The 19182-nt window shown below is 69.6% G+C and carries 12 protein-coding genes; 10 read left to right on the top strand and 2 right to left on the bottom strand.

Translation table 11 applies throughout. The features are described 5' to 3' along the window. Positions 1 to 23 precede the first annotated feature (23 nt). Entirely contained in the window at positions 24 to 1097 is a 1074-nt protein-coding gene (locus tag AC3A3J_RS03720; RefSeq protein ID WP_487671011.1) for an alpha/beta hydrolase, read from the top strand. Here the strand turns inward: AC3A3J_RS03720 and AC3A3J_RS03725 are convergent. Together AC3A3J_RS03725 and AC3A3J_RS03730 are read right to left on the bottom strand one after the other, a co-directional pair. Next, a complete protein-coding gene (locus AC3A3J_RS03725; RefSeq protein ID WP_487671012.1) occupies positions 1088 to 1720 on the bottom strand; it encodes a GntR family transcriptional regulator in 633 nt (210 codons plus the stop codon). The two genes, AC3A3J_RS03720 and AC3A3J_RS03725, sit on opposite strands and share 10 nt — an antisense overlap. 199 nt (positions 1721 to 1919) lie before the next feature. Continuing rightward, positions 1920 to 2408, bottom strand: coding sequence for a YajQ family cyclic di-GMP-binding protein (locus tag AC3A3J_RS03730; protein ID WP_487671013.1), 489 nt, complete (start codon positions 2406 to 2408; stop codon positions 1920 to 1922). A 126-nt stretch (positions 2409 to 2534) separates the two neighbouring features. On the opposite strand from AC3A3J_RS03730, the gene AC3A3J_RS03735 reads away from it, so the two are divergent. From AC3A3J_RS03735 to AC3A3J_RS03775, 9 genes are all read left to right on the top strand, one after another. Then, a complete protein-coding gene (locus AC3A3J_RS03735) occupies positions 2535 to 2687 on the top strand; it encodes a hypothetical protein (protein ID WP_487671014.1) in 153 nt (50 codons plus the stop codon). 113 nt (positions 2688 to 2800) lie between these two features. After that, complete coding sequence (locus AC3A3J_RS03740) at positions 2801 to 3967, top strand: ABC transporter (RefSeq protein WP_487671015.1); 1167 nt, start codon at positions 2801 to 2803, stop codon at positions 3965 to 3967. Next, positions 3967 to 4467, top strand: a complete 501-nt coding sequence (locus AC3A3J_RS03745; RefSeq protein WP_487671066.1) for a DUF6121 family protein — start codon at positions 3967 to 3969, stop codon at positions 4465 to 4467. Before AC3A3J_RS03740 ends, AC3A3J_RS03745 begins: the two co-directional genes overlap by 1 nt. A 56-nt stretch (positions 4468 to 4523) precedes the next feature. Continuing rightward, entirely contained in the window at positions 4524 to 5171 is a 648-nt protein-coding gene (locus AC3A3J_RS03750; RefSeq protein WP_314651695.1) for a spermidine/putrescine ABC transporter substrate-binding protein, read from the top strand. Between the two features lie 207 nt (positions 5172 to 5378). Further along, complete coding sequence (gene rpsL / locus AC3A3J_RS03755) at positions 5379 to 5747, top strand: 30S ribosomal protein S12 (RefSeq protein WP_017201609.1); 369 nt, start codon at positions 5379 to 5381, stop codon at positions 5745 to 5747. Between the two features lie 5 nt (positions 5748 to 5752). Beyond that, positions 5753 to 6223: a 30S ribosomal protein S7 gene (gene rpsG, locus AC3A3J_RS03760; protein WP_017201608.1), complete on the top strand. Its 471-nt coding sequence runs from the start codon at positions 5753 to 5755 to the stop codon at positions 6221 to 6223. 84 nt (positions 6224 to 6307) lie between these two features. Beyond that, the gene (gene fusA, locus AC3A3J_RS03765; RefSeq protein ID WP_487671016.1) at positions 6308 to 8422 is read left to right on the top strand and encodes an elongation factor G; all 2115 of its coding nucleotides are present in this window, start codon (positions 6308 to 6310) and stop codon (positions 8420 to 8422) included. A gap of 158 nt (positions 8423 to 8580) precedes the next feature. Beyond that, the gene (gene tuf / locus AC3A3J_RS03770; protein ID WP_314651689.1) at positions 8581 to 9774 is read left to right on the top strand and encodes an elongation factor Tu; all 1194 of its coding nucleotides are present in this window, start codon (positions 8581 to 8583) and stop codon (positions 9772 to 9774) included. A gap of 309 nt (positions 9775 to 10083) precedes the next feature. After that, positions 10084 to 19182: an isopeptide-forming domain-containing fimbrial protein gene (locus AC3A3J_RS03775; protein ID WP_487671017.1), complete on the top strand. Its 9099-nt coding sequence runs from the start codon at positions 10084 to 10086 to the stop codon at positions 19180 to 19182.

A 19182-nucleotide genomic window follows, 5' to 3' on the forward strand; every position in this document is an offset into this window, starting at 1 on the left:
GGCCCGTCGGCTAGCCTGGCCGCATGGCTGACGACCGCTCGGAGTGGATCCCCGACGTCCTCGGCGACGAATTCGCGCAGCGCACGCTGACGCTCGCCGACGACGACGAGGGCCCCGTGGTGGCGACTCTCGTGCGGGCGCTTCCGGCGGAGGTCCCGTGGTGGAAGAGCATCCGCGGGCGACGTCCGATGCTCGACGGCGTCGACGTGCTCTACGTACACGGGTGGTCCGACTACTTCTTCCAGAAGCGCCTCGCCCGGTTCTGGACGTCGCGCGGCGCGCGATTCTTCGCGCTCGACCTGCGCAAGTACGGGCGCAGCCTGCGCGACGGGCAGACGCCGGGCTACGTGACCGACCTCCGCACGTACGACGAGGACATCGCGGCGGCGCTGGCGGTCATGGGGCATCCGGTCCGGTCCACCGGGGCCGACTCGGCGGTTGCTCCGCCGCCGGAGGCGCCGGGGCGCCGACTCGTGCTGCTCGGGCATTCGACGGGTGGCCTGACACTCAGCCTGTGGGCCTCCCGGCATCCGGGGGCGGCGGATGCCGTGGTGCTGAACAGCCCGTGGCTGGAGTTCCAGGTGGCGGCGGCGCGGGCGGCCATCGCGCCCGTCGTCGAACTCGGCGCGCGTCTGCGGCCCCTCGACGCGGCGCCGCAGGTCGACCTCGGGTTCTACAGCCGCGCGCAGCAGGAGGTGGCCGACCCTGACGACCCGGTCGAGGTCGACCTGCGGTGGCGGCCGTTGCAGACCATGGCGGTGCACGCCGGGTGGTTGCACGCCATCCTCAACGGGCACCGCTCCGTCTCGGCCGGGCTCGCGATCGACGCCCCGGTGTGCGTGCTGCTGTCGGCGCGCTCGGCGACGCCGACGCGCTGGTCCGATGAGCTGACGCGCGCCGACTCGGTGCTCGTCGTCGACGACATCGCCCGGGCGGCCCTGCGACTGGGGCCGTCGGTGACCGTCGAGCGCATCGACGGGGCGCTGCACGACGTGTTCCTGTCGGCGCATGCCGCCCGGGAGGACGCGTACCGGCGACTCGCGCTGTGGATCGCCGGGTGGCGGGCCGGGTGGCCCCTCGCGGGAGATCAGACGTAGTACATGAGACGGGCGAGCCGCTCGGCGGCATCCCCGTCGCCGAGCCGCACCGCGTCGCGCAGCTCGGCGTGGATGCCCCGCATCCGCTCGTGGTCGTCGACGGGTACCACCCAGTCGCGCAGGTTGCGGAAGATCGCGAAGCTCGCATCGTCGATGATCGCCCCGTGACGCGGGTTGTTCGACCGAGCGCCCAGGTACGAGAACAACTCCCACCGCCGCTCCGACGTCTGCGCGCCCGAGGGGAGAGCGTCGTCGAGGCCGTCGACGAGCTGCACGGCCGCCGCTCGTTCGGTCTCGGTGAGGCGCGGCACGCCCATCCGTGCCGAGACCCCGGCCTGATAGCCCGCGAACTCGCGGGTCGACGCGACCGTCTCGGGCGAGACGGGCGTGACCTCGGTGTAGCGGCTGGGGTACATCGTCACGAGCCCCAGCCGCTCAAGACGCTGCAGCGCCTCGCGCACGGGGGTGCGCGACACGTGCAGTTCGTCGGCGACGGCCACGTCGCGGATGCGGTCGCCCGGCGCCAGTGCGCCGTCGACGATCCGCTGACCGATGTGGTGGAAGACCTCGTCTGCCAGCAGCTGCTTGGCGTCGCCCGTGCGGCGGCTTTCGATCGTGTTCATCGAGTTGACCCCAGAGTTCTCTCGTGCGGAGGGCGCCCCATTCGCCCTCGGCAGGAAACTACATCATGCACCTATGCGGCGGCAGAGTGCATGCCCTTGCGTCGTCGCGATCCCGCCTGGCGGCGGACCGACGGAAGAGCCCCCCGACCCGGAGGTCGAGGGGCTCATGAGCGGGCGCTGCGCGCGGCAGGGCGGATGCTCAGCGGTAGTTGATGAACTGCAGATCGATGTCGAGGTCCGAGCCCTTCAGCAGCGCGATGACGGCCTGCAGGTCGTCGCGGCTCTTCGACTGCACGCGCAGCTCGTCGCCCTGGATCTGGCTCTTCACGCCCTTGGGGCCCTCGTCGCGAATGATCTTGTTGATCTTCTTCGCGTTCTCCGACGAGATGCCGTCCTTCAGGCTCGAGACGATGCGGAACTCCTTGCCGCTCGCGAACGGGTCGCCCGACTCGAGGGACTTCAGCGAGATGCCTCGCTTGATGAGCTTCGACTGGAAGACGTCGAGCACCGCGTTGGCGCGCTCCTCGGTGTTCGCCGTGATGAGCACCTGCTCGCCGCTCCACGCGATCGACGCGCCGGTGCCCTTGAAGTCGTAGCGCTGCTCGACCTCTTTGCGGGCCTGGTTGAGGGCGTTCTCGGCCTCCTGGTGATCCACTTTCGAGACGATGTCAAAGGAACTGTCAGCCATACCAGGAGTGTACCGAGCGGGCCCGTGCGGCGCTTCCGCGGGGGAACCTCTCGGCGCGGCGACGACGACGCGCGGATCGCGGCGTTGCTCCCACCGGAATATCGGTCAACGTCGTAGCGTGAGCGCATGGCACGGATCGGCGGGCGCAATCTCGGCATGAGCTGGGTCGCCGGCATCCTGTGCGCGGCCGTCATCGGAGGGCTGCTGTGGCTGTCGCTGCCCATGGCCCCGGCCCTCGCCGCGCTCGCCGGCGACATCCTGCGGGCCGCGTTCCCCTGAGAGAGCGTCGCAGCGGGGGAGAGGCGTCTGGCGACACGTCGGCACGCCTCCCGAGCGCTGTCCGCGCGCGGCGGTAGCCTCGGCACTGCACATTTCGACGAGAGGCGCACCCCATGAGCGACCCCGAGGTTCACCCGGCCGACAAGCCGAAGGACGTCGACCACGTCGTCGACAGCGCGAACGCCGGTCTCGACGCGGCCGCGGCCGCGCGCGGCGACGTGCCCGGTACGCCGGCGAACGACGCGGCGACCCGCGACGCCGCCCCCGCAGACGCCGACCGCAACGCCGCCGCGGTCGACCCGGATCTCGCGGCCTTCGAGGCCGCCGAGCGCGATCACCCCGGCACCTTCACCACGGCCGGCGCCGGCACGGCTGCGGCTGCGGCCGGATCGACGGATGCCCCGCGCACCGAGTTCCGCACCGACGACGAGCGCCGCGACGACGACGCGCGCGAGGTCGCTGCCCGCGAGGCTGCTGCCCGCGACGAGGCCGCCCGCTCCGAGGCCGCCCGCGACGAGGCCGAGACCCGCGAGGAGGCGGCGCGCGCCGCCGACCGCTGGCGCGACGACGATGCCACGGCTGTGCACACCACCTCGACCGTGCGCGACGCCGACCGCTCGCCGATGGCAGACTCGGCCTACGCGGCCTCCGACCGCACCGACACGACGATCGTCCCGTCCGAGCCCGTGACCGGCACGAGCGGCTTCTCGGGTCCGCAGCCGATCTTCGTGCAGGCGCCCGAGCCGCCACGCGACCGCGGCAACCGCGGCACGGCCGGCGCGATCGGCCTGCTGGCCACGCTCGCCTTCGCCCTCCTCTACCTCGGCGCCACTCTCGGACTCGGCGCGATCGCCGGCGACGTCACCGCCGAGAACCTGGGAGAGGCGGCCCTGGCGCCGCTCACGACATGGGGCTTCTGGACCCCCGTCGTGGTCTTCTTCCTCGGCTTCTGGCTGCTCGGCGCCATCATCAACCGCGGTCGCTGGGGCCTGTGGGTCATCTTCGGCATCGTCGTCGGCGTGATCGCCTACGGCGGCCACATCCTCGGCCAGCTGTTCGAGGCGCCCTTCTGGGCGATCCGCGCGTCCGCCGCCGCCGACGTGGTGAACGGCGAGCTGCTGGCCCCCCTGGCGATCGCCGCGTTCGTCTTCGCCCGCGAACTGACCATCTGGTTCGGCGCCTGGGTCGCCCGCAGCGGTGCTCGCAAGACCGAACTGAACATCGAGGCGCAGCGCGAGTACGAGCGCACGCTCGAGGCCGGACCCACACTGGCGAGGTGATGGACGAGCCGTCGTCGAGAGGCCCCCGCGGATCCGATCCCGCGGGGGTCTCTCCTGTCCTGGCGACGGTCTTCGCGACGGTCGGCTTCTTCGCGCTCGCGGTCTTCGGGGTCGGCGCGCTGAGCGTGGCCACCGACACCGACATCATCTCCGCGCCGGGTCTCGGGCAGGGGCCGGGGGTCGGAGGGATGCTCGGCGCTCTCGTCGCCTTCGCCGGGCTGCTGCTCGTCGCCCTGCGCCGTCGGCCGCCGTCGTTCTCCTCCGCCGCGGTGATCGCGGTGTGCGCCGCGCTCGCCCACCTCGTCGTGGTCTGGATCGTCACCACGTCCGTGACCGCCAGCTTCCTGCTCGCGACGGCGGTCGCCGGCGATCTGGTGCGGGGCGGCACGAGTGCCGTCCTGCTCGTCGCGGCGGGCATCGCGGCCTGCGGCGGCATCGTGATGCGGCGGTCGGGGGCGGGGCATCCGCGCTGGCCCTGGGAGCGCGACTCCGAGGGATGACGCGCCGTCCGCCGGGCGTGTCGCCCGGGAACACGCCCCACGCGTACGCTGGAGGGGTGGAGCGCTCGTTGGAGACGCAGGTCGACCAGGCCGTCGAGGCCTGGCTGCGTTGGGTGCCGCGGTGGGAGCCGGCGACGCACCGCGGCCGCACCGCACCGTGCCGCCGCTGCCTCGGGTCGCCGATGCTCTCGGCCGCCGGGATCGCCGGCACCGTTCCGCACGGCGTGCAGCACGGACTCTCCACCCGCCTCAAGACCATCGTCGACCACGCGGTCGCCGAGTACACCGCGCGCAACCTTCCGATGCTGCAGAGCGAGCTCGATCAGCAGGCCGCGCGCAACCGGGCGCGCAGCTACCGCCCCACGGAAGACCTCGACCCCGAGTTCGACGGGCTGCCGCTCGACCCCGAGCCGGTGCCGGGCGCGCCGTTCCTCTTCACGATCGCTGAACTCGCCGACGACGCCGCCGAGGCGCTGCCGCCCCTCCCGCCGCTGAGCGAGGAGGCGAAGGTCGCGCTCCGGCAGGAGGTCGCTCTGGCCGACGAGTACGCCAACCTGGTCGGACGCGAGATCTGCGGCCTGCTCCTGCGTCACCGCATGCGCATCCAGACCGCGGTCTCGCAGCACGTCGAGCCGCAGATCGAGGCGCTGCTGGCCGAGCTCACGCAGTCGCTCGACTCGCCCTTCGACGCCGATCCGTCGTGACCGGACCCATTTGACCAGTTCTGTGACGCGGCATTACACTTGATCAGGTGTGTGCACGTCTCGACGTGCGCGCTGGGCGCCGGTCCCATGACCGGTCCGCCCCCACGGCATACCCATCACACCAAAAGCTCGTCTGCTCAGGCGCGCCGGTGGGTCATGATGTGAAACCCATCACGCTGTCACCGTGCAGCACTATGAGGAGAGAACGTGCCAACCATTCAGCAGTTGGTTCGCAAGGGTCGCTCGCCGAAGGTCACCAAGACCAAGGCTCCCGCCCTGAAGTCGAACCCGCAGCAGGCCGGGGTCTGCACCCGCGTCTACACCACCACCCCGAAGAAGCCGAACTCGGCGATGCGCAAGGTCGCCCGTGTGAAGCTCCGCAACGGCACCGAGGTCACCGCCTACATCCCCGGCGAGGGCCACAACCTGCAGGAGCACTCGCTCGTGCTCGTCCGCGGCGGTCGTGTGAAGGACCTCCCCGGTGTGCGTTACAAGATCGTCCGCGGCGCCCTGGACACCCAGGCCGTCAAGAACCGTAAGCAGGCTCGTTCCCGCTACGGCGCGAAGAAGGGTTGAGTTAGATGCCTCGTAAGGGTCCCGCCCCCAAGCGCCCCGTCGTCAACGACCCGGTCTACGGCGCTCCGATCGTCACCTCGCTGGTGAACAAGATCCTCGTCGACGGCAAGAAGTCGCTGGCCGAGTCGATCGTCTACGGCGCCCTCCGCGGCGTCGAGGCGAAGAACGGCCAGGATGCCGTCGCCACGCTCAAGAAGGCGCTCGACAACGTCCGTCCCACCCTCGAGGTCCGCAGCCGCCGCGTCGGTGGTTCGACCTACCAGGTGCCGGTCGAGGTCAAGCCGCACCGCGCGAACACCCTCGCGCTGCGCTGGCTCGTCAGCTACGCCAAGGGCCGTCGTGAGAAGACGATGACCGAGCGTCTGCAGAACGAGATCCTCGACGCGTCGAACGGCCTCGGTGCCGCGGTCAAGCGCCGCGAGGACACGCACAAGATGGCCGAGTCGAACCGCGCGTTCGCTCACTACCGCTGGTAACAGCCTCGCCCGCCCCCGGCCCCCGGGTCGGGGGCGGGCACCCTCTCTTCGCAGTTCACCTGCCAAAACGATAAGGACACTCCTGTGGCACAAGACGTGCTCACCGACCTGAGCAAGGTCCGCAACATCGGCATCATGGCTCACATCGATGCCGGCAAGACCACCACCACCGAGCGCATCCTGTTCTACACGGGCGTCAACCACAAGCTCGGCGAGACGCACGACGGCGCCTCGACGACCGACTGGATGGAGCAGGAGAAGGAGCGCGGCATCACGATCACGTCTGCCGCCGTGACCTGCTTCTGGAACAAGAACCAGATCAACATCATCGACACCCCCGGTCACGTGGACTTCACCGTCGAGGTGGAGCGTTCGCTCCGCGTGCTCGACGGCGCGGTCGCCGTGTTCGACGGCAAGGAGGGCGTCGAGCCCCAGTCCGAGACCGTGTGGCGTCAGGCCGACAAGTACAACGTCCCCCGCATCTGCTTCGTCAACAAGATGGACAAGCTCGGCGCGGACTTCTACTTCACCGTCGACACCATCGTGAACCGCCTCGGTGCCAAGCCGCTGGTCCTCCAGCTGCCGATCGGTGCCGAGAACGACTTCGTCGGCGTCGTCGACCTCATCGAGATGCGCGCCCTGGTGTGGCCCGGCGATGCCAAGGGTGACGTCACCATGGGTGCCTCGTACGAGATCCAGGAGATCCCGGCCGACCTCAAGGAGAAGGCCGAGGAGTACCGCCAGACCCTGCTCGAGACCGTCGCCGAGACCGACGACGCGCTGCTCGAGAAGTTCTTCGGCGGCGAGGAGCTCTCGGTCGCCGAGATCAAGGGCGCCATCCGCAAGATGGTCGTCGCCAGCGAGATCTACCCGGTCCTCTGCGGCTCGGCGTTCAAGAACCGCGGCGTGCAGCCGATGCTCGACGCGGTCGTCGACTACCTTCCCAACCCCCTCGACGTCGGTGCCATCGAGGCGCACGACCCGAAGGACGAGGAGAAGGTCATCGAGCGTCACCCCGACGCGAAAGACCCCTTCGCCGCGCTCGCGTTCAAGGTCGCGGTGCATCCCTTCTTCGGTCGCCTCACGTACGTGCGCGTCTACTCGGGTCACCTCGACTCGGGCTCGGCCGTCATCAACTCGACCAAGGGCAAGAAGGAGCGCATCGGGAAGATCTTCCAGATGCACGCCAACAAGGAGAACCCGGTCGACTCGCTCACCGCGGGCAACATCTACGCCGTGATCGGCCTGAAGGACACCACCACCGGTGACACCCTCGCCGCGATCGACGCGCCCGTCGTCCTCGAGTCGATGACGTTCCCCGAGCCCGTCATTGAGGTCGCCATCGAGCCGAAGACCAAGGCCGACCAGGAGAAGCTGGGCACCGCGATCCAGAAGCTCGCCGAAGAGGACCCGACCTTCCGCACGGAGCTCAACCCCGAGACCGGTCAGACGACCATCAAGGGCATGGGCGAGCTGCACCTCGACATCCTCGTCGACCGCATGAAGCGCGAGTTCCGCGTCGAGGCGAACGTCGGAAAGCCCCAGGTGGCCTACCGCGAGACGATCAAGAAGGCCGTCGAGAAGCACGACTACACGCACAAGAAGCAGACCGGTGGTTCCGGACAGTTCGCAAAGATCCAGTTCACCATCGAGCCCCTCGAGCTCGACGGCGACAAGACCTACGAATTCGTCAACTCGGTGACCGGTGGCCGCATCCCGCGCGAGTACATCGGCTCGATCGACGCCGGTTTCCAGGACGCCATGAACGTCGGCGTGCTCGCCGGCTACCCGATGGTCGGCGTTCGCGCGACCATCGTCGATGGTGCCGCCCACGACGTCGACTCCTCGGAGATGGCGTTCAAGATCGCGGGTTCCATGGGCTTCAAGGAGGCGGCGCGCCGCGCCAACCCCGTGCTGCTCGAGCCGCTGATGGCCGTCGAGGTCCGTACTCCGGAGGAGTACATGGGCGACGTCATCGGCGACCTGAACTCGCGTCGTGGCCAGATCCAGTCGATGGAGGACGCCGCAGGCGTCAAGGTCGTCCGCGCCCAGGTGCCGCTGTCCGAGATGTTCGGCTACATCGGCGACCTGCGCTCGAAGACCTCGGGTCGCGCCGTCTACTCGATGGAGTTCCACAGCTACGCTGAGGTTCCCCGCGCCGTGGCCGACGAGATCGTCCAGAAGGCCAAGGGCGAGTAACACTTCTGGGTGCCGGCCCCCGAGCATGCGACGGGGTCGGCTCCCAGGTCACCTACAACTTCACATTCCCTCTCTACTAAACTGAGATTCACACCCGTAGAGAACCGGTCGCAATCCAGTGCCCGGCACCTCTACAACGACGTCCTGAGGAGGACCCAGTGGCTAAGGCCAAGTTCGAGCGGACCAAGCCGCACGTCAACATCGGAACGATCGGTCACGTCGACCACGGCAAGACCACGCTCTCCGCAGCGATCTCGAAGGTGCTTGCCGACAAGTACCCGTCCGACACCAACGTGCAGCGCGACTTCGCTTCCATCGACTCGGCGCCGGAAGAGCGTCAGCGTGGTATCACCATCAACATCTCGCACATCGAGTACGAGACCCCGAAGCGCCACTACGCGCACGTCGACGCGCCCGGTCACGCCGACTACGTCAAGAACATGATCACCGGTGCCGCTCAGATGGACGGCGCGATCCTCGTGGTCGCCGCCACCGACGGCCCGATGGCTCAGACCCGCGAGCACGTTCTGCTCGCCAAGCAGGTCGGCGTTCCCTACCTGCTCGTCGCGCTGAACAAGTCCGACGCGGTCGACGACGAGGAGATCCTGGAGCTCGTCGAGCTCGAGGTCCGTGAGCTGCTCTCCAGCCAGGGCTTCGACGGCGACGAGGCTCCGGTCGTCCGCGTCTCCGCTCTCAAGGCCCTCGAGGGCGACGAGAAGTGGACGCAGGCCATCCTCGACCTGATGCAGGCTGTCGACGACAGCGTGCCGGACCCCGAGCGTGACCGCGACAAGCCGTTCCTGATGCCCGTCGAGGACGTCTTCACGATCACCGGTCGTGGAACCGTCGTCACGGGTCGCGCCGAACGTGGCACGCTGGCCATCAACTCCGAGGTCGAGATCGTCGGACTCCGTCCGACCGTCAAGACCACGGTCACGGGTATCGAGATGTTCCACAAGCAGCTCGACGAGGCTTGGGCCGGCGAGAACTGTGGTCTGCTGCTCCGCGGCACCAAGCGTGAGGACGTCGAGCGCGGCCAGGTCATCGTGAAGCCGGGTTCGGTCACGCCGCACACCGACTTCGAGGGCACCGCGTACATCCTGTCCAAGGACGAGGGTGGCCGCCACAACCCCTTCTACACGAACTACCGCCCGCAGTTCTACTTCCGTACCACCGACGTCACCGGCGTCATCTCGCTGCCCGAGGGCACCGAGATGGTCATGCCCGGCGACACCACCGACATGACGGTCGAGCTGATCCAGCCGATCGCCATGGAGGAGGGCCTCGGCTTCGCCATCCGTGAGGGTGGTCGTACGGTCGGCGCCGGTACGGTGACGAAGATCATCAAGTAAGCATTTGCTTCCTGCGAAAGGGTCGGACCTTCGGGTCCGGCCCTTTCGTCGTCTCCGGATGCTCCGCCGGAGGCCGCGCAAATATATTCACTTGAACAAAACACTTCGTGTCTTGTAGTGTGATTCTGCTGTGCTGAGCACGGCCGGCAGGCATGTGTCCGAGCCCTGAGTCGGACCGGCGCTGTGGCGGTCGAAGGAACCCGAAGCTCCTTCGACCCGCCGGGCGCACTCGCGCCTGCGCGAAGGGGAGAACCCGCGCATCGGGGAAGGGTGCGCGGGACCAAGGGGAGCATCGCCATGCGTTCGACCATGCGTCGGAAGACTTTCACGCGCGCCCGGAGCCTGACGGCCGTCACCGCCGTCCTCTCCCTGATCGCCGGGGCTCTGGTGGTCGGCGCGACCGCCCAGATGGCCGCAGCCCAGGAGTGGACGCCGACGGTGACGATGAACGCCGTCGATTCGTCCGGGGCGAAGAAGGACTTCGTCCTCGCGGGCGATCCGGTCGAGTTCGACGTCGCGGTCACGAACCCCGCCCAGGGCACGGGGGGCAAGCAGTTCAACCTCAGCCTCATGGCGGTCGCGCCCGCCAGCGTGCAGCTGGCGGACTCGGGCGCCTTCGGTGCGGCGAAGGTCTACCCCGCGGGGAGCATCCTGCCGAACGCGACGCGGACGGCGCAGCTGCCCACGCCCGACTGCGCCTCTCTCGGACTCGTCGGCGCTCCCGTCGACTCGAAGACCCCGTACCTCTGCGCCGTGCCCGAGGGCGCACAGGTCCTGGTGTGGTCGAACGTGAACGACCTCCCGCAGGGCGGCACCGTGTCGGCGCGCATCCGCCTCACCGTCGACGAAGCGGTCTCGCCCGTCGGCGCGACCGTGCCCTTCGCGATCCGCGCCTTCACGAGCAACGACCCCACCCGCATCCCGACCTTCGACGGCTCGGCGAGCGTCTCGCGCACCGCGGACCACACCTCCGGCGCCGGCACGGCTCAGGCCGAGGTGAAGATCGGCGCTCTGCGCATCGTGAAGACCGAGCCGAGCGCCGAGGCCGAGCTGCTGCGCGGTGCGCACGACCACCCCACCGAGTACACGCTGCGCGTGACGAACACCGACCGTGCCGCCACGAACGGCGTCGTCGTCACCGATTACCTGCCCGCCGGTCTCGAGTACCTCGGCGCTGGTCGCGCCGACGACAACTCCGCTGCTCGCGAGTACCCGACCGCCGCGGCTCTCGACGCGGGCGCGACCTCCGGCGAGGTCGTCGAGACCGTGCAGATGTCGGCCGACGAGGCCCGCGCGCTCGACCTCCCCGGCGCCGGTGTGTACACCAAGGTGACCTGGACGATCGGCGACCTCCCCGCCGGGGCCGAGCGGGAGATCCGCTACCGCGCCGCCGTGCCGCTGTTCGAGAACGCGCTGTGGGCCGACGGCACCGCGCCGAGCCCGCAGAGCGGCGAGCAGGCGGCGAACCTCGGCAACAACACCGGCCCCTCGACGCGCCACGGTTCGACCGTCGTACCCGCGGGCGCCCAGAGCCAGCGCAACGTCGCCCACGCCTCCGGCGCCTACCAGGGCCCGGTGCTGAACGACGATCCGGCTCTGCGTGCCGTCGCCGACCACGATTCCGAGATCGTCGACGCCGTCGACGTGCGGGTGCTGAAGAGCGTCGACAGCGGAGACACCTTCGACACCGGCGTCCTGGCCGTGTATTCGGTGCAGGTCGACGTGAGCGAGTACGTCGACGCGAGCGACATCGTGCTCACCGACGTCATCCCCAACGGTCTCTGCCCGGCGTTCCCGGTCGCGGGCGACGGCGTGCGCCTGATGATCGCCGGCGAGACGGTGACCTCCGACGTCTGGAACGGCGCCGTGCCCGGCGACACCTGCACGTACCCGTCGTCCGCCGCGGGCGCCGAGCTCTCCGACGACCTGAATCTCGTCTCGATCGACTACGCGCCCCAGGCGGGCACGTTCACGATCGTGTTCGGCGCCGACGACATCCCTGCGAACGGCACCCTCACGGCGAAGTACACGGCGATGCAGCGCTCCAACTACACCGGCGGCAACGGCGGCACGAGTGCCGGCGACAGCTTCGTCAACCACGTCGAGGTCACTGCTCGCACCCAGCCGATCACCGCGATCGCGAACGACCCCGTGCTGTCGGACCGTGTCGGCGGTGCGTTCCTCACCTGGGACGACTCCTCCGCGACCATCGCCTCGGCGAGCAGCAGCCTGACCAAGACCGTGCTCGAGCGCGGCGAGGAGCTGACCACCGCGCCGTCGGCCTGGGTCGCCCAGGCCACGCGCCCGTTCTCGCCCGGCGACACCGTCTGGTACCGCGTCGACCTGCAGCTCGCCCGCGGCATCGATTCGCGCAACGTGGAGTTGACCGATTACTTCCCGGAGGGCATCGCCTTCCGCGACGTGCTCTACACCTGGAGCGGCATCCCCGGATCGCCGGCGCCGAGCGCCCCGGTCGCGCGCGGAACCGACGGCTTCCCCGAGGCGTTCGTGCCGAGCCCGCAGACCACCTCGAACTCTCTGACCTGGACGCTCGGCGCGCAGAACAGGACCGCGAGCGAAGACCGGTTCATGCCCGCGGGCAGCCGGGTGACCGCCTACATCGCCGGCGAGGTCGTCGGCCAGTCGGCCTCGCCCGACGAGGTCGACAACCCCAAGAACCAGGCCAAGTACCTGCAGGTGAACGTCGACCGCGCGATCGAGTTCGGTCGTGCCGACGCCGGCATCGACCTCGACTGGGGATCGACGCTGAGCAAGGGCATCGCGGCGATAGACGGCACGCCGCTGCCGGGCTCATTCGGTGATCGCACCGATTCGTCGACGGTGAAGCAGGCCCAGAAGGTCGAGTTCCGTCTCGATGTGACGGCGCCGCAGAACCCGACCACTGACTACGTGGTGTGGGACGTCCTCCCCGCAGGAGTGACGGCAGCCGACATCAGCGGATACGCGGCCGACCTTTATGACGCCAGCGCGTCCACCCCCGACGGCGCCTACACGCCGATCGGGAAAGACGCGGTGGACGTGCGCGGGTACGATGCGGGCCAGCTGCCCGCGGGCGTCGCCCTCGCCCCCGCATTCGCGGGCCGCTCCGTGATCGTGTGGACGATCGGCGCCTCAATCGCAGGCACGACAGCGCCCACGCCGGATACCGAAGGAACCGTGCGCGGACTGTCGCTCGGGTACACGCTGAACGTCCCGTCCGGTGTGGCCGGCGGCGGTGCCCCGGCGCAGGTGAACCAGCAGTACGTCAACACCGCCGGCATCGTCAGCTACGGCATCGAGAACTCGGCGACGCGCACGACCACGATCGTGCCGCAGCGCGACGGAGGCGGTCAGCAGCTGACCACCCGCACGCCGCAGAACGGCGAGGTGCGCGTGTCTGACGTCGACACGGTCGATGCCGCCGAGGTGCACCTGCCCGACGTCGACGTGCGCAAGAAGCTCATCTCCACCGAGATCGGTCCGACGACCGGCACCCCGTTCGGCGAGTACGACCTTGACGAGGGCAGTGCGAACCCGGCGAACGCGATCGTCGCCGGCGAGTACGCCACGTTCGAGTACTCCGTCGAGATCCCCGCCCGCACCAGCGTGCGGAATGCCGTGCTGTCCGACGGGGGGCGACTCTCGTACCGGGGCGGCTCCGTCGGTTATCAGTACGTCGCCGGCAGCGCCGCGTACTTCGGCCCCGGCGGCGAGCCGATCGACACCGTCGACGGCACGGAGGGATTCCGCACCGCTGACACCGACGGCGCGGCTCATGGCGTGCTCACCTTCCCGAGCACCTACACGAACGAGACGGCTCAGACGCAGATCTTCCGCGTGCGGATCACCGCCTGGGTGGAGGATCTCGGCGGCAACCGCACCCTCACCAACCGCGCCTCCTTCGTCTTCGGCGACCCGAACTCGTCGAACGCCGGCGCGCAGCTCACTCGTCAGGCGACGGCGAACGTCGACTACCTCGAACCGCAGCCCGCGTTGACCAAGACGTCGAGCTCGACCGTCGTGACCGCGAGCGGTGAGGTCGTCTATACCCTCACCGCTTCGAGCGTGGCCGGGTCCCCGGCCCTGTTCGATGTGGTCGTGCGCGACTGCCTTCCGCCAGAGATCAGCCCGAGCGACCTCTCTACGGCCACGGGGAAGGCGACCGTCGTCGGGCCGTGCGCGGTCGACGGCGATGTGATCGACACGAGCGCCGGAGCCGGCACGCTGATCGAATGGCGCATCCCGCAGCTCGGTGGGGCCGGCGCGAAACCGACCCTCACCTACACGGGCAGCGTGGAGGCGATCGCCGGTGGTGGCTCGGAATTCACGAACCGTGCGCAGCTCACGGGTTACTCACTCCCCTCGACGATCGACGGCGACCGAGACACGACCGCGCGCCGAGCGTCCTTCACCGCCGAGGCCGAGGCCACGGTGCGGATGCCCGAGGCGCAGGTGACGAAGTCCGTCACCCCCGACCGTGCGGCGGTGGGAGAGGAAGTCACCTACACGGTGACGACGCGCCTCCCCGCGCGAACGAACTTCTACGACGTGTCGCTCTTCGACGAGCTGCCGCACGGCATCGAGTTCCTGCCCGAGGGCCCGCACACCGAGAGCGCGGACTGGGCGGGAGCGGCCGGTGTGCCGACCATCGGCGCACCGGTCCGCTCGGGTGACGCCATCGAGTGGCCGATCCGAGCCGACGACATCCTCGCCGCCGACGCCGAGCGGACCATCACGGTGACCTTCCGCGCGCGGATCACAGATCAGGTCGCGTCGGCGGTACCGGTGAATACCGCGACGTTCTCGTGGACGAAGGTCGATGGCTCGACCCGTGATGGAGACGCGCGATCGGTCATCGATGACGCCTCGGTGACGATTCTCAACCCCGATGTCGTCGTCACGAAAGACGTGAAGCAGCAGCAGGCCCAGAACTCTGCGTTCAGGTCGTCGGCCGTGGGCGAGCCCGATCAAGGCTTCATGTACCGGATCACCGCGACGAACCGTGGCGGCTCGACCGCCTTCGGTGCCATCGTGCAGGACGTCGTGCCCTCGGGCATCCGCATCGATACGACGCAGAGTGTGTTCGTCGGCGCCGAAATCGCCGACCCAGACGCCATTCGCGACGGCCGTGGGGGGACGATCCGCTGGACGATCGACGAGCTCGGTGTGGGTGCTTCGACGGACTTCGCCTACCGCGCGACCTTCGTCGCTGCGGCCTCGCTCGAGAACGTCGCGCACAAGAACACCGCCACCGTGACGACGTACGCTTCGGCGACGGCGGGCGGATGGGTGTACCAGCCCGGCACCGGACGCCTACCCGGTGGGGGGAGCATCGCCGCCGCCGAGAGTACGGCGGAGGTGACGCCGCTGTTCCCGAACGTCCAGCTCGAGAAGGCGGCGAGCAACGGCTCGCGCGCCTTCATCGGGGAGTCCTTCGGCTGGTCGCTGAAAGCGCTCAACGTCGGAACCGGCGCCGCGCAGACTGTGACCATGACCGACACGCTGCCGGCCCACTGGCAGTACGACACTCGGGTCACACCGACGGCGAAGATCGGTGCGGCCGATGCGGTCGCCCTCGGCGACCCGAAGCTCGGTACGACGTCCGACGGACGCCAGACCCTCACGTGGACCCTCGGCACTCCGTCGTCGGCGCCGCTGCTCGCGGGACTCGGCGACAACAACGAGGTTCAGCGCACCGCCGTCATCACCTTCTCCGCAACCCCGACGAAGGACGCCGTCGCGGCCGGAGCAGGATCGACGATCCCGCATACCAACCGGCTCTCCGCGACGGTGACCGACACGTCGGGTGAGACGCAGAGCCTCTCGACCTCCTACGTGAGTAACGGGGCGCAGGCGAACGCTCACATCGACCGTGCCGACCTCAAGGTCGTCAAGGCGGCGGTCGGCGGCACGGCGCAGGGCGCCTGGACCGCCGGAGACACGCTGCGCAGCGGCTACGCGCAACCGCAGTGGCGCATCACGCTCACCAACCAGGGACCGGATGCCGCGAACGGACCGTTCGTCGTGACCGATAGCGCGGAGCTCCCCGCCGGAGTGACGACGGGGCCGTTCACTGCGCGGTACTACTCGTCTCGGATGGCAACGTCCTCCACGGCGGTGACGCTGACGGGCGTAGGCACGCCGACGAACCCCTTCGTGCTTGGAACCAACGGGCTCACCCTGGCGGCGAATGGAGCTGACCGCATCGAGCTGACAGCGAACGTCACGATCGCGGCGACCGCCACCGGCAGTGCGAAGAACACCGTCGATGCGAAGACTCGCACGTACGAGACGACCGCTGACATCGCGAAAGACAACAGCTCGGTGGTGACGAAGGCGATCACTACGTCAGCGGACCTGGCGGTGCAGAAGACCGTGAACACCACGGCGCCGACCGCTGGTCGCCCGATCACGTGGAACATCGCCGTGCGCAACAACGGGCCGTCGGTCGCCGCATCGACGAGCGACGCACGCATCACCGTGACCGACACGATCCCGGCCGGCATCACCGACGTGCAGGACCCCTCTGCGGGCCTCACCTCGTGGACGGTCACGGCCTCGAACGGCTGGCCGGCCACCGCCGGCGACACGATCACGTGGACCTACGCGGGGGCGACGCTGCCCGTCGGCCCGGCGCAGAGCCTGTCGCTCACCGGACTGGTCGCCCCGTCGTGGACCGGGGGAGCGGTCGCCAACACGGCGACGGTGACCGCGGGAGCGACGAACGACCCGACGCCGACGAACAACGCGTCGACCGCGACCGTCACCCCCGGTGACGCCACCACGCTGGCCGTCACCAAGACGCGCGTCGTGAACGACGGCGGCGTCTGGAAGGACGCGGCGCAGTACGGCGAGGCGCTTCCCGAGCCCGTCGCGGGCGAGGACATCGCCTACCGAGTGATCGTCACCAACAACGGCCCCGCCGACGCGCGCGGCGTGCGGGTGGTCGACGAGGTGCCGAGCATGCTCACCTACTCGACTGTCGTCGACGAGAACGGCACGTGGACCCGCACTGCGGGCCCGGGCGCCGGCGACACGTTCACGCTGGGCGGCACGATCCGCACCACCGCGGGCGACGACACCCGTTCGTTCGTCGTGGTCTACACCGTGGACTCGGCGCTCGAGCCGGGAGCGGTGATCGAGAACGCCGTCGTCGCCTCGGCGACGAACGCCACCAACGCCCCGCGCGACATCGCCACGACGGCATCCGACCGGGTCGCCGACCTGTCGATCGTCAAGCAGGCGCTCGATGCCGACGGCGCGCCCGTTCCCGCGGGCACGATCCCCGAGGTCGTGGCCGGCACCCGGACGCGGTTCGTCCTCACCGTCACGAACGACGGTCCGAGCAGCTCGAGCGCGCCCATCTCGATCACCGACCGTCTGCCGGCGGGCATGACGTACGTCTCGTCGACGATCGACGTCGCCGGCACCGGTGCGGGCACGGCCACCCCGGTCGTGAGCGACGACGGGCGCTCCCTCGCCTGGGAGGCGGTGACCGGCGCGGGCACGCTCGCGGTCGGACAGACCGTGGTCGTCGTGGTGACCGCCGCCGTGGCCCCCGACGTGCGCGAGCAGCGCCTCGTGAATGTCGCCGACGTCACGGCTCCCGAGGACTCCGACCCGTCGAACAACCACGCTGAGGCGCCGGTCGACATCGTGACGCTCGCGGAGATGTCGATCGTCAAGTCCGTCGCCGACGGTCCGTGGATCGCCGGAACCGACGTGACGTACACGATCACGGTCGACAACGACGGCCCCTCTGTCGCCGACGCGTTCGTCTCGGATCTGCTGCCGACCGGCCTCACCGTCGTGTCGATCAGCGGCACGGGCTGGGACTGCGACCGGGACGGCCTCGACTGCGTGCGCGCCGCGCACCCGGTGGGGGAGAGCACGATCACCGTCGTGGCTCGCGTCGCCTCGAGCGTGCCCACGGGCGAGGAGCTCGTCAACACGGCGGATCTCACCTGGACCGACAGTCGCCGCACGTCGCCCCACGAGGACAGCGACTCGGCAGCGATCGAGGTCACGACCCGTGCCGACCTGCAGGTGACCAAGACCGCGTTCGACGAGCGCGGCGAGACGACCGACGTCGCCGTGGCGGGCGAGACCGCCCGCTACCGGATCTTCGTCGACAACGTGGGCCCGAGCGACGCCGTGGGTCCGCTCACCGTGGTCGACACGCTGCCCGCGGGCACGCGCTTCGAGCGGATGCTCGGAGACGACGCCGACGCCTGGGCGGTGGAGGCCGATGACGCCGACCCGCAGGTGGTGACGTTCGTCCAACTGCCGCAGAGCGCGGGGCTCGCGAACGGCGCGACCGCCCCGTCGATCGAGTTCGAGGTGACGATCGACGCGTCCGTCGCGACCGGCACCGTGCTGACCAACGTGGCCACGGCCGCGTCGGGTACGCCCGACCCGAACCCGGCGAACGACTCCGGTCGCGCCGATCTCACGGTGACGCGTGCGGTCGACCTGTCGATCACGAAGTCGCACGACGCGTCGGCGGTCCGCATCGGCGATGCGCTGCCGTTCTCGCTGCAGGTCGCCAACGCCGGTCCGTCCGAGGCCTCCGACATCGTCGTGACCGACGTCATGCCGGCGGGGCTCACGGTGCTCACCGAGGTCGGCGACGAGGTCGGCGACGACTGGACCGTCGAGTCGATCGAGCCGGTCGATGCCGACGATCCGGCGGCGGGCACCCGGGTGACGGCGCGGTACGCCCTCACCGTCGCCCCGGCTGCGACCGCATCCGAGCTGACGCTGCGCACGCGTGTCGATGTCGGCGCCTACCCGCAGGTGGTGAACACCGCGTCGGTGACGGCGGCGGAGATCACCGACGCGACCCCCGATCGCACTCCGGCGGACAACTCCGTCGAGGATGCCGTCGTGGTTCCGCCGATGGCGGCGCTCGTCGTCTCGAAGACGGCGGTCGGGCAGCTCAAGGCCGGCACACCGGGGGAGTACCGGATCGTCGTGCGCAACGACGGACCGACTGCCGACCCGGGACCCGTGACGGTGACGGATGCGCTTCCCGACGGGCTGACCTTCGTCTCGTCGCCCGACGAGGGCGTGCGGGTGGACGGTCGCATCGTGACGTGGACGCTGACCGACGGGGTCGCCGCCGGCGATCTGGTGGAGCTGACGCTGCACGTGAACGTCGGGGAGGCCGCGTACCCCTCGGTGAGCAACGCCGTGGTGGTCGAATCGCCGAGCGAGCAGACCGACGACGCCGTGCTGACGGCGGTGGCGACGAGCGACGTGCAGGCCGCCGACCCGCTGGCGACGACGGGTGCCGAGATGACGTGGGGGATGGTGCTGCTGGCGCTGCTCCTGCTGCTGTCGGGAGGGTTCTTCGCGGCATACCGCCGTCGTCGCCCTTCCACCCCGGCCGCGATCTCTGCAGAATGA

The sequence above is a fragment of the Microbacterium sp. Soil_N32 genome (assembly GCF_057655505.1).

Bases quoted from the DNA above. Each gene is read 5' to 3' on its own strand.
- AC3A3J_RS03730 (WP_487671013.1), bottom strand. From the start codon at position 2,408: ATGGCTGACAGTTCCTTTGACATCGTCTCGAAAGTGGATCACCAGGAG.
- rpsG (WP_017201608.1), top strand. From the start codon at position 5,753: ATGCCTCGTAAGGGTCCCGCCCCCAAGCGCCCCGTCGTCAACGACCCG.
- AC3A3J_RS03745 (WP_487671066.1), top strand. From the start codon at position 3,967: ATGGACGAGCCGTCGTCGAGAGGCCCCCGCGGATCCGATCCCGCGGGG.
- AC3A3J_RS03775 (WP_487671017.1), top strand. From the start codon at position 10,084: ATGCGTCGGAAGACTTTCACGCGCGCCCGGAGCCTGACGGCCGTCACC.
- AC3A3J_RS03740 (WP_487671015.1), top strand. From the start codon at position 2,801: ATGAGCGACCCCGAGGTTCACCCGGCCGACAAGCCGAAGGACGTCGAC.
- AC3A3J_RS03720 (WP_487671011.1), top strand. From the start codon at position 24: ATGGCTGACGACCGCTCGGAGTGGATCCCCGACGTCCTCGGCGACGAA.
- AC3A3J_RS03725 (WP_487671012.1), bottom strand. From the start codon at position 1,720: ATGAACACGATCGAAAGCCGCCGCACGGGCGACGCCAAGCAGCTGCTG.
- AC3A3J_RS03735 (WP_487671014.1), top strand. From the start codon at position 2,535: ATGGCACGGATCGGCGGGCGCAATCTCGGCATGAGCTGGGTCGCCGGC.